Source organism: Halomonas sp. A3H3 (assembly GCF_000982975.1).
Classification (GTDB): Bacteria; Pseudomonadota; Gammaproteobacteria; order Pseudomonadales; family Halomonadaceae; genus Vreelandella; species Vreelandella titanicae.
Genome location: NZ_HG423343.1, coordinates 2,464,824 through 2,486,843 on the forward strand (window position 1 = coordinate 2,464,824; position 22,020 = coordinate 2,486,843).

The 22,020-nt window shown below is 55.7% G+C and carries 21 protein-coding genes and 1 pseudogene; 8 read left to right on the plus strand and 14 right to left on the minus strand.

What is annotated here, in order from left to right:
- Positions 1-61: 61 nt before the first annotated feature.
- The 3 genes from mgtE to HALA3H3_RS10955 form a co-directional block, all read right to left on the minus strand.
- Positions 62-1,417 carry a magnesium transporter gene (gene mgtE, locus HALA3H3_RS10945; protein WP_009285988.1) on the minus strand — a complete coding sequence of 452 codons (1,356 nt, stop codon included), beginning with the start codon at positions 1,415-1,417 and terminating at the stop codon, positions 62-64.
- 68 nt (positions 1,418-1,485) lie between these two features.
- Positions 1,486-1,680 (minus strand): hypothetical protein, encoded by a 195-nt coding sequence (locus HALA3H3_RS10950; RefSeq protein ID WP_022521604.1) that lies wholly within the window; start codon positions 1,678-1,680, stop codon positions 1,486-1,488.
- 129 nt (positions 1,681-1,809) lie between these two features.
- Positions 1,810-2,826 carry a 1-aminocyclopropane-1-carboxylate deaminase gene (locus HALA3H3_RS10955; protein ID WP_022521605.1) on the minus strand — a complete coding sequence of 339 codons (1,017 nt, stop codon included), beginning with the start codon at positions 2,824-2,826 and terminating at the stop codon, positions 1,810-1,812.
- A gap of 204 nt (positions 2,827-3,030) precedes the next feature.
- Between HALA3H3_RS10955 and HALA3H3_RS10960 the strand changes: the two genes are divergently transcribed.
- Complete coding sequence (locus HALA3H3_RS10960) at positions 3,031-3,537, plus strand: Lrp/AsnC family transcriptional regulator (protein ID WP_022521606.1); 507 nt, start codon at positions 3,031-3,033, stop codon at positions 3,535-3,537.
- Positions 3,538-3,544: 7 nt separating this feature from the next.
- Here the strand turns inward: HALA3H3_RS10960 and HALA3H3_RS10965 are convergent, their stop codons facing one another.
- From HALA3H3_RS10965 to hemP, 7 genes and pseudogenes are all read right to left on the minus strand, one after another.
- Positions 3,545-3,919 carry a YbaN family protein gene (locus tag HALA3H3_RS10965; protein ID WP_022521607.1) on the minus strand — a complete coding sequence of 125 codons (375 nt, stop codon included), beginning with the start codon at positions 3,917-3,919 and terminating at the stop codon, positions 3,545-3,547.
- 111 nt (positions 3,920-4,030) lie between these two features.
- Positions 4,031-4,732 (minus strand): annotated as a pseudogene (locus HALA3H3_RS10970) (ATP-binding cassette domain-containing protein); the annotation flags it as partial.
- A 53-nt stretch (positions 4,733-4,785) separates the two neighbouring features.
- Positions 4,786-5,826, minus strand: a complete 1,041-nt coding sequence (locus HALA3H3_RS10975) for a FecCD family ABC transporter permease (protein WP_022521609.1) — start codon at positions 5,824-5,826, stop codon at positions 4,786-4,788.
- Positions 5,823-6,761 (minus strand): heme/hemin ABC transporter substrate-binding protein, encoded by a 939-nt coding sequence (locus HALA3H3_RS10980; RefSeq protein WP_022521610.1) that lies wholly within the window; start codon positions 6,759-6,761, stop codon positions 5,823-5,825. The genes HALA3H3_RS10975 and HALA3H3_RS10980 overlap by 4 nt, the downstream gene beginning before the upstream one ends.
- Entirely contained in the window at positions 6,758-7,813 is a 1,056-nt protein-coding gene (locus HALA3H3_RS10985) for a ChuX/HutX family heme-like substrate-binding protein (protein ID WP_022521611.1), read from the minus strand. Before HALA3H3_RS10985 ends, HALA3H3_RS10980 begins: the two co-directional genes overlap by 4 nt.
- A gap of 31 nt (positions 7,814-7,844) precedes the next feature.
- Complete coding sequence (locus HALA3H3_RS10990; RefSeq protein WP_022521612.1) at positions 7,845-9,821, minus strand: TonB-dependent receptor domain-containing protein; 1,977 nt, start codon at positions 9,819-9,821, stop codon at positions 7,845-7,847.
- A 119-nt stretch (positions 9,822-9,940) separates the two neighbouring features.
- Entirely contained in the window at positions 9,941-10,123 is a 183-nt protein-coding gene (hemP, locus tag HALA3H3_RS10995; protein WP_022521613.1) for a hemin uptake protein HemP, read from the minus strand.
- Positions 10,124-10,333: 210 nt separating this feature from the next.
- Between hemP and HALA3H3_RS11000 the strand changes: the two genes are divergently transcribed.
- On the plus strand, positions 10,334-12,469 hold the full coding sequence (locus HALA3H3_RS11000) for a PhoX family protein (protein ID WP_022521614.1): 2,136 nt from the start codon (positions 10,334-10,336) through the stop codon (positions 12,467-12,469).
- A 108-nt stretch (positions 12,470-12,577) separates the two neighbouring features.
- Here HALA3H3_RS11000 and HALA3H3_RS11005 read toward each other — a convergent pair whose 3' ends face one another.
- Positions 12,578-12,913: a hypothetical protein gene (locus tag HALA3H3_RS11005; RefSeq protein ID WP_053856958.1), complete on the minus strand. Its 336-nt coding sequence runs from the start codon at positions 12,911-12,913 to the stop codon at positions 12,578-12,580.
- Positions 12,914-13,100: 187 nt separating this feature from the next.
- Between HALA3H3_RS11005 and HALA3H3_RS11010 the strand changes: the two genes are divergently transcribed.
- On the plus strand, positions 13,101-13,994 hold the full coding sequence (locus HALA3H3_RS11010) for a LysR substrate-binding domain-containing protein (protein WP_022521615.1): 894 nt from the start codon (positions 13,101-13,103) through the stop codon (positions 13,992-13,994).
- A gap of 117 nt (positions 13,995-14,111) precedes the next feature.
- On the opposite strand, the gene HALA3H3_RS11015 is transcribed toward HALA3H3_RS11010, so the two are convergent.
- Both HALA3H3_RS11015 and HALA3H3_RS11020 read right to left on the minus strand, forming a co-directional pair.
- On the minus strand, positions 14,112-14,957 hold the full coding sequence (locus HALA3H3_RS11015; protein ID WP_022521616.1) for an alpha/beta fold hydrolase: 846 nt from the start codon (positions 14,955-14,957) through the stop codon (positions 14,112-14,114).
- 456 nt (positions 14,958-15,413) lie between these two features.
- Positions 15,414-16,052, minus strand: coding sequence for an NAD(P)-dependent oxidoreductase (locus HALA3H3_RS11020; RefSeq protein ID WP_022521617.1), 639 nt, complete (start codon positions 16,050-16,052; stop codon positions 15,414-15,416).
- A 110-nt stretch (positions 16,053-16,162) separates the two neighbouring features.
- Between HALA3H3_RS11020 and HALA3H3_RS11025 the strand changes: the two genes are divergently transcribed.
- Positions 16,163-17,068: a LysR family transcriptional regulator gene (locus tag HALA3H3_RS11025; protein WP_022521618.1), complete on the plus strand. Its 906-nt coding sequence runs from the start codon at positions 16,163-16,165 to the stop codon at positions 17,066-17,068.
- On the opposite strand, the gene HALA3H3_RS11030 is transcribed toward HALA3H3_RS11025, so the two are convergent.
- A complete protein-coding gene (locus HALA3H3_RS11030) occupies positions 17,065-17,763 on the minus strand; it encodes a FadR/GntR family transcriptional regulator (protein WP_238326082.1) in 699 nt (232 codons plus the stop codon). The two genes, HALA3H3_RS11025 and HALA3H3_RS11030, sit on opposite strands and share 4 nt — an antisense overlap.
- Before the next feature lie 276 nt (positions 17,764-18,039).
- On the opposite strand from HALA3H3_RS11030, the gene HALA3H3_RS11035 reads away from it, so the two are divergent.
- The 4 genes from HALA3H3_RS11035 to HALA3H3_RS11050 all read left to right on the plus strand — a co-directional run bounded on the left by HALA3H3_RS11035 (position 18,040) and on the right by HALA3H3_RS11050 (position 21,988).
- Complete coding sequence (locus HALA3H3_RS11035; RefSeq protein ID WP_022521620.1) at positions 18,040-19,035, plus strand: asparaginase; 996 nt, start codon at positions 18,040-18,042, stop codon at positions 19,033-19,035.
- Positions 19,036-19,112: 77 nt separating this feature from the next.
- Positions 19,113-20,114, plus strand: a complete 1,002-nt coding sequence (locus tag HALA3H3_RS11040; RefSeq protein ID WP_022521621.1) for a TRAP transporter substrate-binding protein — start codon at positions 19,113-19,115, stop codon at positions 20,112-20,114.
- A 62-nt stretch (positions 20,115-20,176) separates the two neighbouring features.
- Positions 20,177-20,698, plus strand: coding sequence for a TRAP transporter small permease (locus tag HALA3H3_RS11045; RefSeq protein ID WP_022521622.1), 522 nt, complete (start codon positions 20,177-20,179; stop codon positions 20,696-20,698).
- Positions 20,699-20,713: 15 nt separating this feature from the next.
- Positions 20,714-21,988 (plus strand): TRAP transporter large permease, encoded by a 1,275-nt coding sequence (locus HALA3H3_RS11050; RefSeq protein WP_022521623.1) that lies wholly within the window; start codon positions 20,714-20,716, stop codon positions 21,986-21,988.
- Positions 21,989-22,020 lie beyond the last annotated feature (32 nt).

Here is a 22,020-nt window from a genome sequence, read left to right on the forward strand (position 1 = left end):
AAAAGCTGCCAAACGTCTGGCGATCCGCCATCCATGCCAGCGCCTGCCTGAAAGGATAAGGTCACAGGATGATCAGCGTCGCGAGCCCTAAGAACGACAAAAAGCCAACCACATCGGTAACGGTCGTCAAAATAACCGCACCGGATAACGCGGGGTCGATCTGCAGCTTTTTCAACACCATGGGGATGAGTACGCCGGATAAGTTAGCGAGACTCATATTGATAAAGATGGCCAGGGTGATCACCAGCGTGATCATGGCATCGCCAAACCAGAGATGGGAAATCAAGCCGACCACTAATGCCCAAACCAAGCCGTTACTCATCCCCACCCACATCTCTTTGTTATACAGCCATTTTATATTGTTACCCGCAAGCTGGCCCAGCGCCAAACCGCGTATGACGACGGTAAGGGTTTGACTCCCAGCGATCCCTCCCATGCTTGCCACCACCGGCATCAAAATGGCCAGCGCCACAATTTGATCTAATGCCGCTTCGAATTGACCGATAACGAAGGCCGCTAAAAAAGCCGTTAACAGATTAATGCCCAGCCAAATGCCGCGACTTTTTGCACTGCGTAAAACGGGTGTGAAGACTTCCTCTTCGTTACTGACGCCAGACATATGCTTTAACGTCATGTCAGCGTCGTCTTGGGTAATTTCAAGTACGTCGGCGGCGTTTAGCTGGCCTACCAATAATCCATCGCTATCGCACACGGGCACAAAGTGCAGCTCTTTAGAGCGCAGTAACGCCGCCGCATCACTGACTTTCATTTGATCATTTAGAGTAAAAAAGTCATCCATATAATCATCAACCACCGCCTCTTGTGGTTGCTTGATTAAATCAATCAGGGTCAAAGTGCCGAGTAAGCGTTTGTCTTTATCCGTAATCATGATCTGTTGCGACTCATCGTCGAGCAGATGGTGGATGCGGATATAGCGCTGCACGGCCTCTAACGACACGCCCTGTTTTACATTGACCGTCTCGGGATCCATATAGCGGCCAACCACGTCATCTTCATAGGCGTGAAGATTCTCAACCTGAGCGCGGATCTCTTGCTCTAGGCTAGCGTAGACGCTGGTTTTTATGGCTTCATCAGCAACATCTAAAACTTCAGCAACTTCTTGAGCATCCAAGCCTTTAACAATTTCTTCTACATCGCTGGCCGATAAGTCTTCGATGTAGTCAGCGCGGATGTCTTCGTCAACTTCGGCGAGAACCTCGCCGATAAAGTCGTCGGGAACATACTCCCAAAGGAAATCTCGCGTTTTAGCCGGGAAGGACTCCAGCGTTCGCGCGATGTCTAAAATATCGAGTTCAGAGAAATACGCTTTTAGTGCCGTTGTGTCTGGGTCATCTAGAAGGTTTTGAAGGTGGAGTAGCTGCTCTTCGGAATTGGTGTACTTTTCATCATCGCGCATAGAGTCCGTCCTTGTTGGAAGCTAAATATTAAAGAAGTGCAAACTCCTGGCGGCTCGCTTTATGAATGTTATAGACAGGTGTGGTTGAACGCCACGCGAACACCATAGGCCATGCGCTGCTGGGCAGAAACGGACGGTACGTTGGTGCCAATCATCTCATCATCGGCGTCGGCCCAGGTCAGCGTGCCGTGGCTGAAATCCAGCGGTGCTGGGTAGTGGACAAGCTCGTCAAGGGTGAGGTGTGCGGGAAGCGTTGAAGACATGGCGTATCCTCATGAATGAACATCTTATACGCCAAGACTAAAGGGTGTGCATTATTTGTACAGCAGTAACCGCCTGATCGGCCTCATTGAGGCGCTGGATCAGACGGTTCGGGGCAGGTGTTTTACTCCTTAACCATTTCTAAACAGGAAACTATAGGCATTTAACGCAGGTACGCCGCCCAAGTGGGCGTAGAGCACTTTTGAACCTGCTGGGAATTCACCGTTGCGCACCATATCAATCATGCCGTGCATGGATTTACCTTCGTAAACCGGGTCGGTGAGTACACCTTCGAGGCGGGCACATAGGCGAATGGCTTCCAGTGTGCCTTCGTTGGGCAGACCGTACTCGGGGCCGCCGTAGCGGGTGTCCAAAATAACATCGTCATCGCTAACACCGCCTTCCAATTCCACCAGCTCGGCCGTATTGCGCGCAATGCGCAGGATCTGTTCACGGGTTTGCTCAGGCTTGGCAGAGGCGTCAATGCCAATCACTCGCTGGGCACGGCCATCGGCGGCAAACCCCACCACCATGCCTGCCTGGGTGCTGCCGGTGACCGAGCACACCACGATATAGTCAAACGTGAAGCCTAGCTCTTTCTCCTGCTGCCGCACCTCTTCAGCAAAGCCCACGAAGCCCAAGCCGCCGTAAGGGTGTTCAGAGCAACCCGCGGGTATAGGAAACGGTTTGCCGCCCCGCTGGCGCACATCCTCCATGGCCTGCTCCCAGCTGGGGCGAATGCCGATGTCGAACCCCGCGTCATCCAAGCGTACATCGGCGCCCATGATGCGTGACATCTCGATATTGCCCACGCGGTCATACACCGCATCGGAGTAGTTAACCCAGTTCTCCTGCACCAGCACGCACTGCATGCCCAGGTGAGCGGCCACCGCGGCAACCTGGCGGGTCTGGTTGGATTGAATGCCGCCAATCGATACCAGCGTGTCGCAGCCCTGTTCCAGCGCTTCAGGAATCAAGTACTCCAGCTTGCGTGTCTTGTTGCCACCGAAGGCCAGGCCGCTATTGCAGTCTTCGCGCTTGGCGTAGAGCTCTACTTCACCGCCTAAATGTTCGCTTAGCCGCTTGAGCGGCGTAATGGGAGAGGGGCCAAAGGTGAGTGGGTAACGTGGGAAGCGTTCGAGGTTCATAGCAATCTCCAGCTTTAAAACATTGGGTGCGATAATAGGGCGGCTAAGGTTGTTGTGAACAATTGGCGTGCTCTCTGCTATTTATAGTAAGTGTTAGTCATGATTTTTGTGTTGCAAAGTTGGCTGATTTAAAGCAATAAAAGTTGATAAAACATATTTTGTGTGGTTTTAAATGGTGTTTATAGGTGAATAAGGTAAATAATAGTGCGCTCAAAAATCTCCCGTTCACGCCCTGAGCCTGATGATCAGGCGGCTGAACTAGACCGAACAGATCGGCGTATCCTTAAACTGCTTCAGGAAGATGCCACGCTCTCCAATGTGGCGTTGGCAGAGCAGGTGAACTTGAGCCCGGCGGCGTGCTTACGCAGGGTGGAAAAGCTCAAACGGGATGGGGTGATCAGCCGGGTGGTGGCGCATTTAGACCCGGAGCAGCTACAGGCGGGTATGGTGGTGTTGATTGGCGTGGTGCTGGATCGATCGACGCCGGAATCCTTCGCCGCTTTTGAAGAGGCGGCCCAGAAGGTGTCAGGCTGTATGGAGTGCCACGTAGTCACCGGGGAGTTTGACTACTTTATGCTGGTGCGCACCCGAGACAGCCAAAGCTTCAACAGGTTGCACGCTGAACAGTTGCTCTACCTGCCCGGCGTGCGCCAGATCCGCTCGTTTATGGGGCTGCGACAGGTGGTCTCTACCCATAAGGTGCTGGTTTAGGCGTGTGTTAAGAAGAAGACGAAGGCTCTGGCCGAGTAGCCAGCCAAACGGCAATCAGCATCAGTAGAGCGATCACCCCCCAGCGTGTCCAGCCGGGGCCGAGTGACCAAGCAGTGATCAGTGCGCTCAACGCTATTATGCTAACAGCCGCCAACTTAGCGCGCCGGGGGATGGCGCGCTCTTGCTCCCAGGTAACCAGCAGTGGCCCGACATAGTGGCGGGAGCGGATCCAGGCCTCAAAGCGCGGTGAGCCTTTGGAGGCACAGTAAACAGCCATTAGCATAAACACGGTGGTCGGCAGCAGGGGCAGGAAAATGCCTAACACACCGATGCTAAAACTCATCCCTGCCAACACGACCCACATGAGGCTGATCAGTCTCATTCTTGCTCCCCAATTGGCACACGGTGATGCATATATTGCCCATTACGTATGGATAAGTATGGACTTATATGAGGGCTTTGCCACTCGACTCGTTGGCTGCTGAAAGCTGTCTTAAGGCGCCAGGGCGAGCAGAGGCTTGCCATGGGGGCCGCCCTCAATGTGCTGAAGTTCGGCTGCGTAAATCCTCGCAATGGTCGCGGGGTTAAGCACCTGGCTGGGTAGTCCGTGGTCAATACGCTGCCCTTGATGCAGCAACCATACCCGGTCAGCGTAGGTGCTGGCGAGATTAAGGTCGTGGAGCACGCAAACAATGGCCATGCGGTGCTGTGCGGCCCAGCCGCGTAGTTGCCGCATCAAGCGCTGCTGCTGGCCGATATCCAAGGCACTGGTCGGCTCATCCAGCAATAAAATACCACCATCCTTGGCGGTGGGAGAGCCCCTTGAGAGTAGTTGGCAGGCGCCTCGTGCGATCATCACCCGCTGGCGTTCGCCACCGGAAAGCGAGAGCACGCTGCGCTTGGCGAGGTGGGTTAGATCCAGGTCGTCCAGTAGCGCTGCGACCAGTGATTTGGCCGGATTACTGCCTAGACTCAACAGTTCGTCAGTTTGCCAGTCAAAGCCGGGGAGCTCCTGCTGGGCGACCAGCGCACGCCGGTTGGCAAGTTCGGCGATGGGCCATTCGCGCAAGGGTTTGCCATCCAGGTGTAGTTCGCCCTGCTCGGCAGGGCGAAACCCCGACAGCATGCTGAGCAGAGTGCTCTTGCCCGCGCCGTTGGGGCCGACAATGGCTAGCAGCTCGCCGGGTCGAATCGTGCCATCTAGTGGGGCGATAGCGGGGGTGGTGGTTAAACCAGCCTGATGGAGAGTTAGCATGCTCGGTTCCTGCGCATCAGTAGGTACAGGAAGTAGGGGCCGCCAAGCAGACTGGTTAGCAGCCCAACGGGGATTTCCGCCGGGGCAGCGACGGTGCGGGCTAGCGTATCAGCAACGACCAGAAGCAGCGCGCCGCCGAGCATTGAGGCGGGCAGCAGCAGCCGATGGCCAGGCCCTAACCAAAGCCGTAGGCAGTGGGGTACCAGCAGGCCCAAAAAGCCAATTACTCCGGTGAGCGCTACACACAAACCTACGCCCAGCGAGGTCGCGACCACCACCCGGCGTTTTAAGCGGCTTGCATCCAGCCCCGCCGCATGGGCGGTCGCTTCGCCTAGCTGGAGCAGGTCAAGTTCACGAGCGCTACGCATTAACAGCCACAGGGCAACGGCAATGAGTACCAGGGCGAGCGCCGTGGTGCGCCACAGGGCGTTAGTCAGCGTGCCCATGCCCCATAAACTAAGCTGGCGAAGCTGCTCATCGCTGGCGATAAAGGCTAAAACCCCACCGCTAGCCCCGGCGAGAGTATTGATGGCCAAACCAGCCAGCAACAGGGTCATCACAGCGGCACTGCCGCCGCCTTGACGCTTGGCGATGCCAAAGACAATCAAACAGACGCATAAGGCGCCTAAAAAGCCTGCCGCAAACTGACCGTAAAGGCTGCCTGCGCTGCTGTCTTGAAAGAGCACAATCCACACTGCTACGAAAAGCCCAGCACCACTGGCAAGGCCGAGCAGGGTCGGGTCGGCCAGCGGGTTACGAAACAGCCCCTGCATGGCGGCGCCGCTACCGGCAAGCATCGCTCCCACGGCCACGCCCAGCAGTAAGCGCGGCAGGCGCAGCTGCCACCACACCTGCACGCTGAGTGGATCGGCTTGGCCGCGGAGTACTCCCCAAGGGGAGATGCCCAGTGCGCCAGAGGAGGCCGCCCAGCCTAAAGCCAGTAGCAACGCAGCGGTTAATCCGACGAGAACGCGGGTAGTGCGGCTAACCGGCAGCCGCACCCGGAAACGGTAAGTGTTAAGAATGGCTATCATGGGCTGAGCTGGGCAGTGCTGTTTTGAGCGGTACTGTTTTGAACGGAACTGTTTTGGACAGAATTAGCCTGGGCGCTAGTCGGTGCGCCCAATAGCGCTTCAACGTCCTGGCGCAGGGTGAGTAGCTGATCGGGCGTGCGCGGGCCAAAGCCAAGCAGCGCTTGGTCATCAATGACAATCAACTGCTGCTCTCGGCCTGCGGGGGTTAACGCCATACCGGGTAACTGCCATAGCGCGGCTTCGCCACCCATTGCCGCCAGGCCCCGTTCGGAGACAATCACAACCTCTGGCGCTTGCCGGGCCAGGGCTTCGGCACCCACGCTGTGGTAGCCCTGCATCTCGGCGAAGGCATTTGCCAGGCCCACCGCTTCGAGCGCGCTATGCGCTGCCGTGTCGCTGCCAGCCGCACGGGGTGTTAAGCCGCTATGCAGCATGATAAACATAGCGCGGGTCGTCGGCAGGGCGGGCAGGTTGGCTAGCCGGTCAAGTTTCTCGTTCAAGGTGTCTGCCAAGGTTCCTGCCGCGTCGCGACGGTCAGTTAATTGGCCGACGGCGCGGACTTTATCGGCAATGGCATTGAGGGAGGGTGGGGCGTTGATAATCTCTACGCTGACACCGACAGCCGCTAGCTGCTCCAGCACTTCCTTGGGGCCTGCGTGCCCGGCGGCTAACACCTGGTCAGGTTTAACCGATAGGACGCTTTCAGCGGAGAGCTGGCGCAGGTAACCCACCGAGGGCAGCTCCGCCATGGCGGGTGGATGCACTACAGTGTCATCCCGAGCGATAACGTTGATATCGGCATCTAACGCGGCCAGGGTTTCCGCGATATCGCCACCAAGCACCACCCAGCGTTCGCTGGCCAATGCGGCCCCGGTGGTTAGCCACCCCATCAGCAGTACTGCCAGTGAGCGGCGCATCAGGCGTTTTGCGTTCATGCCACCGCCTCTTGGCTGCCGAGTTCATCCAGCAATTGTCGCCACTCGCGACGCTCAACGCGGCCTTCCTGGCGTTCCGCGTAAAGTTGCAGCACTAGCGAGCCTTCGGCATCGAAGGCTTCAATGCTGGTCACGCCGCCGTCTCGGTTGGGCTTGCTGACTTGCCATACTTGGTCAATCGCAGTGTCATCAAGGTGCAGGGTGAACTGCTCGCCAAATAGATTCAGCCAGCTGCGGGCGCGTTGAGGGGCGGGCAATGTGCCGGTGCGGATCTGAACGCAGCCGGGGCTAGCGACAAATAGCATCAACGGCAGCTCACGCTGGCTGGCGTTCTGGAGCGCTGTTTCCAGCGCCTGCACGGGCAGCGAGCGGGTATAGCGGCCTTCCATCAACTGGTTGGCCTCAATACGCTCCAGATGATGGCGCTGGAGGAGGGCAAAGAACTGGTGCACGTCGCGCATCGCGCCCCACTCGCTGGCCAGGGTCGGCGCTTCAGGCAGCGGCCGCTTCAAGCGAGGCATGCTCTGGGTAAACGCTGGCGTATCCCGAGTGCCCAAGGCCGCTAAGGCACCCCAGGGACGCGGCAGTGGGTTCTCCAGGGCAAAGCATTTGTGAACGGCGCAGCCATGTTGATTGAATATCTGCAGGCTCCAGCGCCACTGCGCCTCTTGAGTACTGGTGGCAGGCATAGAATCACGAATCAGGCAGGCCCAGTGCCAGCTCGTATAGAGCAAGCGTAGATCCAGGCCACCTGGGTCGAGTAACAGGCCTGTTTGTGGCCCGCCGCTAAGTTCAGGGTAGTCGCCGGTTTGCTCTAGCACGGCCAGCCGGGAACGGGTCAACGCTTTAACCCGCCCCAGTTGGGGCAGGTAGGCGGCGATATCGCTGGGCGAGAGCGGCAGCGTCCATACGTCGCGCCCTAAACGAGCGGCCTGCAGCTCGCCTTCACTGATCGATAAGCGTTCGGCAATCTCAATCGCAGGTAGCCGCGGCTGCGCGGCGCGCGCCGCGTCAAAGGCTTCGATAATCGCGATCTGTTGGGATGTAATCATGACGCACCTCTATCGGGTTGACTGCGTGGATTTACCACTGCCAGTTGAGGGTGGCGAACAGGCTGCGCCCATCGCCCAGGCTGCCGTCGGGGCGGTACCACACCTTGTCGCCAATATTGGCAAGGCGCAGCGAGGTATCCACGGCCGGGGTGATTTGCCAAGCGAGATGCACATCGTGCAACCCATAGCCGGGCAGGCGCTCGTCATCGCCCTGCTTATCGAAAGATTGGGCAAAACGCGCTTGCCAGCCCAGGCGGATATCGCTGTTATACAGAACCACCTCGCTTCCCAGGGTGGCTTCCAACGGTGTTTGACTGCCTAGGGGCTCGCCAGAATCGCGGTCTTTACCGGAGACTTCCGAAAGACCCACAAAGCTTGTAAGAAGCGGGAAGGCGCTGGGCTGCCAGGTCACCCGGGCGTCATAGCCCCATAGCTGGGCGCGCTGAACGTTCACTGCCTGGGTGGTGCCCGCCATGATGTCGACGTGGGTGTCGATAAAATCGTCGGCGCGAGTATCGAAGTAGCTGGCACGAACCTGCCAGTCGCCCTGATGCCAGACCACGCCGCTTTCCCAGGTGTGGCTAGATTCAGGCGAGAGACTAGGGTTGGGAATCCAGTAATTGTCCGGTGTGCAGAAGGCTGGCCCGGCGCAGAAACCGGCAAAGTGACGCTCGTTGGCGTAAAGCTCGGATAGGCTAGGAGCGCGGAAGGCCTCAGCGTAGCCCGAAAACAGCATCAAGGCGTCATCGGGCCGCCAGGCAAGACGAAAGCGCGGTGACACTTGGTCGTGGACGCTATCGGATTCATTTTGGCCGCTGGCGTCGTAACGGTCGTAGCGGGCTCCCAGGCCAATATCAAACTGCCCGGCGCCGCCATCGGCTAAATAGCGCCCAGCGGTAAGAGTAGTGTCGAGATAGGCTGACTGGGTATCGATATCGGCTTTAGGAAAGCCATTCGCTTCGCCATCTGGCCGTTGGCGGGCCTGCTCCAATTCGGCGCCGAACACCAGCGTTTGCGAAAGCCAGCCGTGATCCATGGTGTGGAAGCCGTCGCTCTGAAGACCGGCCCGCTCTAGGGTACGGTTGGCCTGGGGCTCGTCGATATCCTGCTGGCTAAAGGTAAGCTGCGAGGTGACTTCGGTGGCAGCGCTGGGCTGCCAGCGGTGGCCCAACTGGACGTTGTTGCTTTCCACATCGCGATCGCGCAGCGGATTGCTGGCATCGGTTGAAAGCTGCTGTGGGTTGGCGGGCTGGGTGGCGCGTTCGTCGTAGTGCTGCCAGCTGATAAATAGCCGCTGGTCGTCGCTTGGCTCCCAACCGCCTTTTAGCAGCAGGCTATTGAGGGAGGCATCCTCTTCGGCTTCATCGCCCCCCGCGCGGCGAATATCGCCGGATTCACTGCGGCCGATTGAAAACAGGCCATCCACCTGGCCGTTGGCGGTATTGCGGCGGCCGAAGCCAGTCAGGCTCCCCCGCATTTCGTCGCTGGCCGTCGCACCGCCTACGGAAAGGCGTACGCCGCTATTTTCGCCGGGGGCAAGCAGGTCGTTGGCATTCACACTGGTGAAGCTGACGACACCGCCCATGGCATTGCTGCCGTACAAGCTGGAGAGCGCACCGCGTGCTATCTGTACTTCTTGAATCAAGCCAGGGTCGAGAAAGAAGTTACCGATGTGGCCGGTGGAGATATCCTGACGAACGCCATCCAAACGTACCAGCACACCTTTGCTGCCAAAACCGCGCATACTTAAGGTTTGGCCATTTCGGCGCCCTTGGCCAGCCACATGCAGGCCGGGTTGGCGGCTAAGCACGTCTTCAACCCGGCTGGCGGTGGCCAGCACAGCATCATCACGATCAATAATATCGATAATCAGCGGTGCCCGTGAAAGGTCCGTAGGCGCCCGGGTGCCGGTGACCGTCACTGGGTTAAGCTCGGCGTCGTCTGCTTGGGCGGTTAACAGTGGAAGCAGCATTAAAAAGAGGCCACCAAAAGCGCGTGTGTGGTTCATAAGCCAGAGATTTCCAACAGGGATAAGTGGAAGAGGTCGCTGGCTGGGTGCGATGGGCTACCTGGCTGGCTTTGCTGTATAAATCTTTAAATTAATTAGGGGCTGAAATATTAAGAGCTTTAGGCGTTAAGAATTAACTTGCCGCTTTTAGTACGGCGCAACACATAGCGGCGCTGTTCATGGTGAATAACCAATTGATCTGAGTTGCCAAGTAATTCTCTGCTATTCACCTCGTGGGCCACCTCGCGGGTCGTCGAGGCCGACGTATCTCCCTGGCCAGTGCCCTTAGCGGGTAACTGCATGAGAGAGTAACTCCTGTGTTAATGATAACTATTAGCGTTAATTTAGCAGAGTTGCAGACATCCCTCAATAGGGTTTGGGGAGGAAAAGTGGCTAGCATTCGACCTTTCTTCATCTAAATGCAGGCGCTCCGTCATCGTGCTGTCATTAAGCTTCTTTAGTGTCTCCTAACGTTCAATCGTTGACCTACAAACGATCAGGGGGAGACCAAAATGAGTAAAGAGATCGAAGATCATCGCCTGTTTAACCACAGCGGCAACCAACCTTTCGCGGAAGTATTGGCGCGCCATGTATCCCGGCGTGATGTGATGCGCGGTGGTTTGAGCATGGCGGCTGCCTCGATGCTTAGTTTTGGTGGCGCTGCTCAAGCGCTTGCCTCAAGCAGCAGCCAAAAAACACCCCTGACACTGGCGTTTGAGGCGGTTCAAGGATCACGCACCGATGCCGTGGTGGTGCCGGAAGGTTATGTGGCCCAAGTCTTGGTGCCGTGGGGCACGCCGCTGAACCAAAATGTTACCTGGCAGCCCGAGCAGCCGATGACCGCTGAGCGTCAGGCGGAGAGTGTGGGCATGCACCATGACGGCATGGCCGGTTTTGCCCTGGATACCGACAACGCCTCGCGCCGTTTTGTGCTGGCGCTCAACAATGAGTATATCGACCAAGCAGCGCTATGGGCGCCCCAAGGAGGCCCCACTAATGCGGATGAGGGCCAGCGGCCAGCAGCTGAGTCGCGCACTGAGATCAACGCTCACGGTGTCACCCTTGTTGAGGTCGAAAAGAACGCCAGTGGCCAATGGGCGCATGTGCCGGGTTCGCGTTATAACCGTCGCCTCACCAGTGCGACGGTGATGGAACTTTCCGGGCCAGTGGCGGGCAGTGACTACGTCAAAACGCGCTTTTCGCCTGAGGGTACCCAAACCCGTGGTACCAACAATAACTGTGGTAACGGGGTAACGCCCTGGGGCACCTATATTGCCTGTGAAGAGAACTGGCCCAATGTGTTCGTTAATCATGGCGAACGCTTCCAGGACGACGCGCGGATTGGTATTCCCACCGCTAAAAGCCGCTATGGTTGGGATACTTCGGCGGGAGACGCCTCTGAACAGAATGACGAATTTGCTCGCTTCGACATTACCCCGCGCGGCGAGCGTGCTGAAGATGATTATCGCAACGAAGCACGCACGTTCGGCTACCAGGTGGAGGTCGACCCCTATAGTGATGCATTGGCGGTTAAGCGTACGGCACTTGGCCGTTTCCGCCATGAAGGGTGTTGGTTAGGCAAGCTGGAAGCCGGTCAGCCAGTGGTTTACTACTCGGGGCACGATTCCCGCAACGAGTACGTATATAAATATGTTTCTGATGCTGCCTGGGATCCCGCCGATGCCAACCGCCCAGGTGAAGAGTACGATCGTCTTGCCATTGGCAACAAATATTTGGATAACGGCACCCTCTATGTGGCTCGTTTCCATGCCGATGGCAGCGGTGAGTGGCTACCGCTAACGCCTAGTGCTCAAACGCGCGATGGTCGCACGCTGGCGGCGGCGTTGGGGCTAGCCGACGACGATGCGGCAGGTATCATCATCAACACCTGCGATGCAGCGGATTTGTTGGGTGCCACGCCAATGGACCGCCCTGAGTGGGCTTCCGTCGATCCTGCCTCCGGCGAGGTGTATCTCACCCTGACCAATAACTCCCAGCGCACCGCTGAAGAGACAACCCCAACTTACACTAATGACGGTGAGCATCTGGAACAAGTAGGTGTTGGTTACGATTTAGCGCCCACCAATGCCGCCAACCCTCGCGCCAATAACGAAGCAGGGCATATTATTCGCTGGCGCGAAAGCCGGTTGCCCAACGCCTTTACTTGGGAGGTGTTTGTGTTTGGCGCGGCCGCTGACGATGCCGATAATCACTCGGGCCTGACAGAAATGAATCAGTTCGCCAGCCCCGATGGGCTCTGGTTCGACGAGCGAGAGAACGGTCAGGGTATCCTCTGGATCCAAACCGATAACGGTTATGATGGAGTAACCGAGTACACCAACGACCAACTGCTTGCCGTGGTACCTAACGGGCTCGACGATATTCAAGGCACTGGCCCGGTGATTAACAGCAGCAACCAGCAACAGCTTAAGCGCTTTGCGGTAGGGCCGAACGGCTGCGAAGTGACGGGTATTTTTGCCACGCCGGATAAAACCGCGCTGTTTATTAACATTCAGCACCCCGGTAACTGGCCCGCGGATGGTAGCGAGCTAGTGCAAGATGCCACCGTTGCTGCCAGCGGCCAAGTACGTCCTCGGGCGTCAACCGTTGTTATTCAGAAACGCGATGGCGGGCCGATAGGAGTTTAAAAGCAGGCGTTGAGCAAAAAGCTTAGTAACTATATGAGATGCTTAAAACGCTATTAAGGGCTTCATTAAAAGCTTCGAACCTGGGAGAGGTTCGAAGCTTTTTTGATTCTAGGCCTGCTGAACTTGCCGCTTTTTCTGCCGGGCTTCTAGCGCGTGAATGGCATCGACCTTCAATGGGAGCTGGTTGGCCCAGAGAATATCTTCTCGACAATGGCCAATATCCAACAGTACGTGGTCATCGTAGGCTAGTAGCGGCAGTATATGGCGGCGGAAAAGCCAACGCCGCCGGTAACGCCACCAGCCCATATCGAGCGTACGAATTAACCTCATCGACGGCATGGCAGGCATGTAAAAATGCAGTGCTGGTGGCTTGGGCGGCGGCGCCAGTTGGCGAGCTTTTTCCCAGGCGTTATGGGCATGTTGGGCTGGGCATTCACACTTCATCGCGCACCTCCTTTTATTCACAACGGCTGTACAGTCAATGGCGCCAGGGCGCTAACTGGGCAGCTGTGATCAGTGATTAATAAGTGGGAGGGTCGCGACCTCTGGTTATCAGCTTGGCGCTTTGCCTTGGATCAATCAAACGAAAAGATCTACACTGAGTGTTAAGATTTTCTGAAAGGTGGGCGTGATGAATCAACTATCGACTATGGCTCCCAGCCGGGCTGTCTTACCGCTACTGGATAGCGAGGTGCTGCGCACCTTTGTGACCATTGCCGAAAGTGGCAGCTTCACCCGCGCCGCCCAGCAGCTGTTTCGTACCCCTTCCGCGCTAAGCATGCAGATCAAACGCCTGGAAGAAACGCTCGGGCAAACGCTGTTTGTGCGCGAGGCGCGCTATGTGCGGCTTACTGCCGAAGGTGAAGTACTCCTGGGCTACGGACGGCGGCTGCTTAAGCTCAATGCCGAAGCCGTCACCCAGTTTTTAGCCCCCACCATAGAAGGGCGCGTGGGGCTGGGGATAACCGACGACGTGGTAGGGCGTATCCTGCCCACTGTGTTGGCTCAGTTTGCCCGCTCGCACCCGGCGGTGCAGGTCGATGTTGTGGTGGGACGCAGCAAGGATTTGCTCGCCCAGTTGGATGATGGAGAGCTCGATCTTGCGCTGGTGATGAGCGTAGAGCCTGGTCAGGCGCCGCGCGGCGACATTGTTCATAGCGAACCGTTAGTGTGGGCGGGCCGTGAGGATGGTGTTGCCGTACAACGAACGCCACTGCCAGTGACCTTGGCCCAACAGGGGTGCGCGTGGCGTAGGATCGCGCTTAACGCCCTTGATCATGCCGGGGTTAATTACCGAATCGCATACTCCTGCGACCACTGTGCCGGGCAGGAAGCGGCTATGCTGGCCGATCTGGCCGTGACGGCTTTTCCAAAAAGCTTGATTCGGCCACCGCTCAAGCGTCTCCACAACGAGTCACTGCCACCGCTAGGGGATTATCAAGTAGCGCTGGTGAAGCGTGCAGGCAGTGGTGATGCCAGCGAGGTATTGGCTGAGCGGGTGGTGGAGGCGTTTCGTGAGGGGTGAGTGGTAATGAATTATCATTAGCTTTTGAGCGGTAATGATTTTTTAGCGTGATGGTGCTAAAGATTACATGACCACACTCTTGCTTAGTGAGGCCATGTAATAGGGTAACGAAAGTGGTTAGGCAACCTGACTTTCAAACTCGTTAGGAATCAAAAAACCGCGCAGAATTTTCTCCATTCGTTTGCGTGCATCAGCATGCTCGAGATCAAGAAAATGCCCTGCGTTGGGCACGACTTCGAACTCGCATTTCGGCATATAGTCGTCGGCAATCAGAATGTCTTCCGGCGTTGTGTACTCATCCAGTTTGCCATTCACGAACAGCGTCGGTATCTCAATATTACCCAGGAGCTGTTCATAGTCGGTGTCGTTCATGGAGAGTATTTGTTCGATATGAAAGCAGACCTGTTGAAGCTCTTGATCATCTAACCGTGAGAGATGCCGGTAATTAATATATTTTAGTAAGCGGGGTAAGTATTTTCCCACTTCTTCATTAAGCAGATTAGCCGCGGTTTTAACATCGCCAATTTTAATATAATGGCGAGCACCATTGATATAGCGCAGCATGCCGTCGTTAAGCTGAGTTGAAAATGAGGCTAGCACCGCTCTTTTAATGGAGGTGGGGGATTGCGCCAATGCCATCATAGCGGCATAGCCTCCCCAAGAAACGGAAAGTAACGACGTTGGTTGGTAACGTTCAATCAGAGCTAGGAGGATATTGACTTCATCCTCCTTGGTAATAATGCCACCCACAGGGTTATGTAGTTTTGACTGGCCAGCAAAAGGCAAGTCAAACAGGATAACGTTTAATCCATCACTCAAGTATTTGACACAGTTGGTAAAAGAGGCGGTAGTAGCTAGCGCGCCGTTGACCATAATAATACTTTCAGTATTTTGTGGCTGTTGATAGATTTCTACATGCACGCAATGATTGCCTATCTTAACGAGCTCGGTGTTGGCTTTCATGATGTTTTCCTTGCAGTAATTGGGTCAGTTAATGCGAGTCTAGTGCGTGCATGTCTGCGTAATGGGTTCTGAACCTAATAAGTTCATTAGCTGTCACAAGTGTGCAAGTTTTTTAGTATTTCTTTATTTGTGTTTACCTGATTGTTGAAGGTATAGGCGACTGCGTATGTAGGATATTGCTGACAGCATTTGTAAGAAATTCGCTATACTTATGTAAGAAATGTCTTATAAGTAATTTTTTAATACACAGTTGTTAAGTAATGTGTGGTCAAGTGAGATTGGATTAATTAACATTGTTAAATATGACTGATGGTTTTACGGCGATGAACGATAAGTTCAGCAAAAAGGTGAAAGAGTAAATAGATGAGGGTAACGGGAAAAGGGGGGGAATAGAAGAAAGAGGCAACCCCTCACCTATCTCCAGTGAGGGGCATAACGACTTAAATAGCGACTTGATCAGTACGCGACGCAGAAACGTTGGTTGGTGTTATGTGGGTTTTCCAGCTCATCAATCATGGCGATGGCGTAATCCTGCACGGAAATACGGCTGTTGCCTTCGCTATCGGTGAGTAGCGTATCGCCGCCAAGCCGGAAACTACCCGTGCGCTCGCCGGGGAAAATCTCGGCGGCGGGAGAGAGAAACGTCCACGCTTGCGCCGTTTGCCCGCGCAGCGTTTCAAGAGCCGTTTTCGCCCCTTCCGCCGTGGCCCGGTACTCTGCTGGAAACCCCGGTGCATCTAACAAAAGCTTACCCGGCGCTACCTCGAGCGTCGCCGCGCCACCCACTATCAGTAGCCTAGGCACGGAAGCTTGTTGAGTGGCTGACAAAATCGAGTGAAAGCCTTTGAGGTAATAGCCGTAAACATCCTCTTGGGCATGGCCGCTAAAGGCGCTGATAACGGCCTCGGCACCGCGTAGCTGCTCTGCAAGTGCCTCGGTATTTAACACATCACTTTTAACGGTAGTGAGATTCTCCTGTGGCGCTACCCGTTCAGGCCGAGTCACTAACGCCGTCACGTGATGGCCGCGGGAGAGCGCTTCGGTTAATAGGGCAGATCCAATGAATCCGCTAGCGCCAATCAGTGCAATCTTCATAACAGTTCTCCTTAAGTAGGTTGTCGCTGCATTGTCGGACGCTTTATTGATTTGAAAAATAGCGATTAACGTAATTTACTGTTATCGATTTCATAACAGTAGGGCGATGAATGACCACCGCCAACGAGTTCGATTTAAACGGTTTACCGATCTTTGTCGCTCTGGTGGAAGCCGGCAGCTTTACCAAAGCAGCGGAGCGGCTAGGCTGCACGAAAACCCGTGTCAGCCTGCAAATTCGGCAGCTGGAAACGCGCCTGGGTGTCACGCTGTTCCTCCGCACCACGCGGCGGGTTCAGCTCACTCAGGCCGGAGAGGCGCTCTACCATCAGTGCCACCCGCTGTTAATAGATCTACAGGGGGCGCTTGCCAGTGCTGTGAGCGACACCCAACAGCTGCACGGCGAGTTGCGTATCACGGCGCCCGAAGATTACGCTGCCGGGGTGTTGAGCGACGCGGTAGTGGCGTTTAGCCGCTTGCACCCTGCGCTGCATATAGAACTACGTAGCGGCGACCAAGTAAGCGATATGGTGCAGGACGGCATCGATTTAGCGTTTCGTCTAGGCTGGCTAAAAGACTCCACGCTACGCGCCCGTCGAATAGGCACTTTTCAACAGCATGTGGTGGCTGCTCCTGATTATCTGAAACGCCACGGCACACCCTCGCATCCCAAGGCGCTGGAAGACCATGCGTGGATCGCCTTTACACCGTTAAAAGCGCCGTTAACCTGGACTTTCCAGCGACGCGATGAGCGGTATGAGGTGCAAATGAGCGCAGGGTTGGCAGCCAACTCAACGGTGAGCTTAGTCGCACTGATGGTCGCTGGCGGCGGTCTCTCCGTATTGCCGGATATGACCGCGGCGCCAGAGATCGCGGCTGGGCGTTTAGTGCGTGTGCTTGAAGAGTGGACACTGCCGGAAGGCGGCGCCTATGCAGTCTATCCGCCAGGGCGGCACATAACCGCCAAAGCGCGCGCATTTATGACCTTTTTTGACGCCTGGTTACAAAAAGAGCCCTAACGTGGGGCTGCACTTAATTCGCTGTCACTTTCATAAGTTAGGTTGGTTTCCCAGCTTTCACTGCTAACGGCTATCGCTGCATGAATACCGGCGGTATCGCCTGCTTTGAAGGCCGCATAGATAGCTTTATGGTCCTTCAAGGCGGTTTCCGGTAGTGAGCGCATAGAGGTTTCCAGTGCGGCTTCGATCAGTTGCAGTAAGGTTTCGCCGACGCGGATGGTCATGGGGTTATGGGTGCTGTGCAGAATGGCGCGATGGAAGGCAATATCGTGCTTGGAGGTTTGAGCACCCGCGCGGATGGCTTCTTCCATGGCGTCGATACTCTGCTGAATACGTTGATGATCCTCTGCCGTTGCCCCGCTCATTGCTTGAAGTGTGTAAGCCGGTTCGAACATGCGGCGAAACTCCAGTACATCCCGCGTCATGCCTCGCGCCAGGATCATCCCGAACGCCATCGGGTCGACGAGCGGCGTGCCTGGTTCGCGGCGGATCATGGTGCCTTGACCCCGTTTGACCTCAACGATCCCTATTGCTTGCAGCATCTTGATGGCTTCACGCACGCTGGATTTACCAATGCCCAGGGTGTGAGTGAGCTCCGTTTCCGAGGGCAGGTAATCCCCTGGCTTGAGGTCGCCTCGTATAAGAGCGCTTTTAATACGCTCTAGCAGTTGCAGCGCAACTGAACTGCGATCCATTGAATCTCCAAAAGAGGTTGTACGGGTCGAGCTAATCTCGGGCTGGCGTTTAAAACTCATGAGGGCCTCGCGTGGCTCATCGGTGTTTCCTGCATTTTATCAATGCCCTAAGCCTAGCGGCTTAAGACAGCCGATTGCATATATTTAAAAGACATATTCTTATCTTCCATTGTTTTATGTGACTGCCTTGCTAATGGTTTGTTCTTTAGTCTAGTCTGAAATCAGACATCTGATGTCTGTTGTTTGTGACGCAAAGCATAAAAGATGAGAACCTGAATGACCAAAAAGCACATCGTGGTATTGACCACGGGCGGCACTATTGCCAGCAAGCCCAGTGATTCAGGCCGAAGCCAGTCAGGGGAGTTAAGCGGCGAGCAACTGCTGGATCAGGTAGCGCTGCCGCAGGGTGTCGACGTCACATTAGAGGTGATGTCGATCCTGCAGAAACCCAGTAATGCCGTCACTCTCGCCGATCTTGCTGAACTCCATTGCCAGGGGCGGAGAGCATTGTCGCGAGCCGATGTGGACGGTCTGGTGATTACCCACGGTACCGATACCTTGGAAGAGACCGCTTACTTTTTATCGCTCACGCTGCCAGCGGATAAACCGTGTGTGATCACCGGTTCCCAGCGGGCGCCTCACCAGTTAGGTACCGACGCCTTTAAAAATATCTGCGATGCCATCGTGGCGGCGGTCAGCCCCCAACTGAGTCAGCTTGGCTGTGTCGTGGTGTTCAACGAGTCGCTGTTTGCTGCGCGCTATGCCCGCAAGGTGAGCAGTTTCCAGTTGCATGGATTTGACGCCCCCGGCGCTGGTGCGCTGGGGTATATCGACGGGCAACGGCTCAAGCTTTATCACACAGGGACTGCGATTGAGCCCCCCATTGAAGGCTGGGATGTTCCGCTGCCGCGTGTCGATCTACTGCCCGCCTATCTGGATGCCTCGCCAGCACTGCTGAAAGCCTGCTTAGAGAGTGGCGCGAAGGGGGTGGTGATCGATGGCTTAGGCCGGGGCCACGTGCCACCTGGCTGGATGAACGAAATACGAGCATTGGTTAGCGCAGGTGTCCTTGTAGCGGTCGTGAGTAGTTGCGCTCAAGGGCCGGTGAACACCAGTTATGAGTTTAGCGGCAGCTTGGCTGATTTGGTCTCGGCTGGGGTGATCGCGCTCAACGATATCAGTGCACGCAAGGCAAGGCTTGCACTTGCCTTGCTGCTGAGTAGTACCCCGCGCGAAGCGCTGGGGGATGCGATGGAACGCTTAATGGCGTGAGCGGCCTTTTAACCTTGCTCAACTGCAGTAACAGGAAACTAAAAAGTAATTCACCATAACTAAATAAGGTGCTGGACATGAAACTAACGCTGACAAAAGCCACTCTCTCCGCTGCTATTGCTGTTGCTTCTCTAAGCGCGGCTCAGCTTCATGCGGCCGACTATACCTTCAGCTTCGCCCACGTGTTGATTGAAGAAACGCCGAACGGCCAGGCGGCGCTGCGCTTTAAAGAGGAAGTAGAGGAGAAGTCCGACGGTCGTATCGAAATTAACGTACTGCCGGCCGCTCAGGTGGGTGGCGACGTTGAAATCATTGAGCAGATTCAGATGGGCCTGGTCGATATCGGTATCCCGCCAACGGCCACCCTGGGTAACTTTGAGCCGCGCATGCAGATTTTGGATCTGCCGTTCTTGATTGCCGATTACGACACCATGGTGGAAACCCTGGATGGTGAAGTGGGCCGCGAAATCCTCGATACCCTGAATGGCCATAACATGTACGGCGTCAACTTCTGGGGAGCGGGTTTCCGCCATATCACCAACAATGATCGCCCGATCGAAACCCCCGAGGATATGGACAGTATCCGCATGCGCACCATGCAGGCGCCGATCATCATCTCCACCTATGAAAACCTGGGCGCTAATGCCACCGCAATGGCCTTCACCGAGGTTTACAACGGCCTGCAGCAAGGCGTGGTGTCGGGGCAGGAAAACCCACTGGCCAACATCTATACCATGCGTTTCCATGAGGTGCAGGATTATCTCTCGCTGACCAATCACGCTTACCACGCCTATGCGGCGGTAATGAACCAGGACTCCTGGGACTCGCTGCCGGAAGATCTGCAAGCGGTCATGCTGGAAGCCTTCGATAACGGCCGAGACACGTCCCGTGCGCTAACGCTGCAGGACGAAGAGACCATCATGGAAGAGATCAAAGACGAAATTGCGATCAATGAGCTCACCCCAGAGCAGCGCGACGCCTTTATTGAAGCCAGCATGCCGGTGCACGAAGAGTATGAAGATATCGTCACCACGGAGTTGCTGCATAAAGTATATGACGCTGTGGGTATCGAGTATTGATCCAACGGGTCTACTAAGGCCTGGCTCCTCTCTTCTTACCCCTTTCAGGGTGTGGATATCTCATGTTCGAAGCGCTCAACAAATGTCTTGATCGCTTGGAAAGTGTGGCGATGGTCGTTTTCATGTCGATTGCGACCATCCTCACCACCATCCAAGTCGTGTATCGCTACGGCTTTAGCGGTTCGCTATTTTGGGCTGAAGAAGTCGTTATTTACTCCATTATCTGTATGAGTTTTATAGGTGCCAGTATGGGGGTGCGCCATGGCACGCATATTTCGGTGGATGTGCTGAATGCCATTGCCTCGCCCGCTGTGAACCGCTGGCTGCACATGATCGCAGCACTGATCGGTATCGTGTTCGCTGGCTTTATGACCTATTACGGCTTTGTTCTCTATTTCAGCACGTTGGATCGCGGGCAGTTAACCGCAGCACTTCGCCTGCCGATGGCATGGTTCTATCTGCCGATTGGCGTTTCCGGTGTGCTGCTGATTCTGCGTTATCTATGGGTCATCAATGAAGTCTGGAAAAAGCCTCCGGTGAGTCTCTCCGAAGAGCTTGTGGCTGAGTCGGATAAGCTCATTTAACCCTGGAGGGCGACCATGATTACTGCATTATTACCGATCTTTTTTGCCGTTCTACTGCTTGGGCTGCCCATCTTTGCTTCTTTGGCATTGGCGGTGTTTCTTGCCATTGAGTTCTTTGGCGCTACCAATCCGGTCATCGTGCCGATGCGCATGTTTACCGGCATGAATAACTTCTCGCTGATGGCGATTCCGTTCTTTATCCTGGCGGCGGAGCTGATGCGGATTGGCGGGCTTTCCGACCGGTTGATCAACCTTGCCAAGGCGCTGGTAGGGTGGGTGCCAGGGGGCTTGGCAGCGGCCACGGTGCTGTCATGTCTCTTCTTCGGGGCCATTTCCGGTTCAAGCCCTGCCACGGTGGTGGCGATTGGTTCGATCATGTTCCCGGCACTTGTCGCTGCTGGCTACGATAAGCGCTTTGCGATTGGGTTGATCGCCACCGCTGGTACCTTGGGGCCGATCGTGCCGCCGAGTATTGCGCTGATTATCTACGGCTCAGTGACCGGTACTTCGGTGGGGCGGCTGTTTGCAGCGGGCCTGCTGCCTGCCATTGTGATTGCCTCGATTCTCATCGCCTACTGCATCGTCTTTAGCAGCATCAAAGGCTATGAGCGCGCCCCTTTCCCCTCGCTGAGTCAAATCTTGGTAGCCTTTAAAGATGCTGCCTGGGGCCTTGGCCTGCCGGTGATTCTGCTGGGGGGCATCTACAGTGGCGTCTTTACCCCGACCGAATCGGCGGCGGTCGCCTGCGTATATGGCCTGTTTGTCGGCATGGTGGTTTATCGCACCATTAACGTAACGGAACTGGTGGGAACACTAAGAAGCTCTGGATTGATTTCCGCGACGCTGCTGCTGATTACCGCGGGGGCCTCTGCTTTCTCTTGGCTGCTCGCCATTACCGGTACGCCTAGCCAACTGGCAGGTGAGGTGCTGTCGTGGACAGACGATCCGTTTCAGGTCATGGCGCTGTTTAATGTCGTGATGATCGTTGCTGGCTTCTTCCTCGATAGCGCCTCGGCCATCATTGTGCTCTCGCCACTGCTGCAACCGATTGCGGCCCAGGTAGGCGTGGACCCGGTGCATTTTGGGGTGATCACGCTGATCAACTTCTCGGTGGGGATGATTACGCCGCCGGTAGGGTTGAACCTGTTTGTCGCTATGTCGATCTCCAAGATGTCGCTGCAGGAAGTGTTCAAGGCCTGTTTGCCGCTGATTGGCTTGATGCTGTTAGCGCTGATCATCATCACCTATATACCGTGGCTGAGTACCTGGCTGCCCTCGTTAATCTATTAACAGCTGGTTTAATGAAGCTAAACAATAAGGAC

What these genes read in the sequence shown, in the direction of transcription:
- mgtE (WP_009285988.1), bottom strand. Translation starts at nt 1,417, where the DNA reads ATGCGCGATGATGAAAAGTACACCAATTCCGAAGAGCAGCTACTCCAC.
- HALA3H3_RS10950 (WP_022521604.1), bottom strand. Translation starts at nt 1,680, where the DNA reads ATGTCTTCAACGCTTCCCGCACACCTCACCCTTGACGAGCTTGTCCAC.
- HALA3H3_RS10955 (WP_022521605.1), bottom strand. Translation starts at nt 2,826, where the DNA reads ATGAACCTCGAACGCTTCCCACGTTACCCACTCACCTTTGGCCCCTCT.
- HALA3H3_RS10965 (WP_022521607.1), bottom strand. Translation starts at nt 3,919, where the DNA reads ATGAGACTGATCAGCCTCATGTGGGTCGTGTTGGCAGGGATGAGTTTT.
- HALA3H3_RS10975 (WP_022521609.1), bottom strand. Translation starts at nt 5,826, where the DNA reads ATGATAGCCATTCTTAACACTTACCGTTTCCGGGTGCGGCTGCCGGTT.
- HALA3H3_RS10980 (WP_022521610.1), bottom strand. Translation starts at nt 6,761, where the DNA reads ATGAACGCAAAACGCCTGATGCGCCGCTCACTGGCAGTACTGCTGATG.
- HALA3H3_RS10985 (WP_022521611.1), bottom strand. Translation starts at nt 7,813, where the DNA reads ATGATTACATCCCAACAGATCGCGATTATCGAAGCCTTTGACGCGGCG.
- HALA3H3_RS10990 (WP_022521612.1), bottom strand. Translation starts at nt 9,821, where the DNA reads ATGAACCACACACGCGCTTTTGGTGGCCTCTTTTTAATGCTGCTTCCA.
- hemP (WP_022521613.1), bottom strand. Translation starts at nt 10,123, where the DNA reads ATGCAGTTACCCGCTAAGGGCACTGGCCAGGGAGATACGTCGGCCTCG.
- HALA3H3_RS11000 (WP_022521614.1), top strand. Translation starts at nt 10,334, where the DNA reads ATGAGTAAAGAGATCGAAGATCATCGCCTGTTTAACCACAGCGGCAAC.
- HALA3H3_RS11005 (WP_053856958.1), bottom strand. Translation starts at nt 12,913, where the DNA reads ATGAAGTGTGAATGCCCAGCCCAACATGCCCATAACGCCTGGGAAAAA.
- HALA3H3_RS11010 (WP_022521615.1), top strand. Translation starts at nt 13,101, where the DNA reads ATGAATCAACTATCGACTATGGCTCCCAGCCGGGCTGTCTTACCGCTA.
- HALA3H3_RS11015 (WP_022521616.1), bottom strand. Translation starts at nt 14,957, where the DNA reads ATGAAAGCCAACACCGAGCTCGTTAAGATAGGCAATCATTGCGTGCAT.
- HALA3H3_RS11020 (WP_022521617.1), bottom strand. Translation starts at nt 16,052, where the DNA reads ATGAAGATTGCACTGATTGGCGCTAGCGGATTCATTGGATCTGCCCTA.
- HALA3H3_RS11025 (WP_022521618.1), top strand. Translation starts at nt 16,163, where the DNA reads ATGACCACCGCCAACGAGTTCGATTTAAACGGTTTACCGATCTTTGTC.
- HALA3H3_RS11030 (WP_238326082.1), bottom strand. Translation starts at nt 17,763, where the DNA reads ATGGATCGCAGTTCAGTTGCGCTGCAACTGCTAGAGCGTATTAAAAGC.
- HALA3H3_RS11035 (WP_022521620.1), top strand. Translation starts at nt 18,040, where the DNA reads ATGACCAAAAAGCACATCGTGGTATTGACCACGGGCGGCACTATTGCC.
- HALA3H3_RS11040 (WP_022521621.1), top strand. Translation starts at nt 19,113, where the DNA reads ATGAAACTAACGCTGACAAAAGCCACTCTCTCCGCTGCTATTGCTGTT.
- HALA3H3_RS11045 (WP_022521622.1), top strand. Translation starts at nt 20,177, where the DNA reads ATGTTCGAAGCGCTCAACAAATGTCTTGATCGCTTGGAAAGTGTGGCG.
- HALA3H3_RS11050 (WP_022521623.1), top strand. Translation starts at nt 20,714, where the DNA reads ATGATTACTGCATTATTACCGATCTTTTTTGCCGTTCTACTGCTTGGG.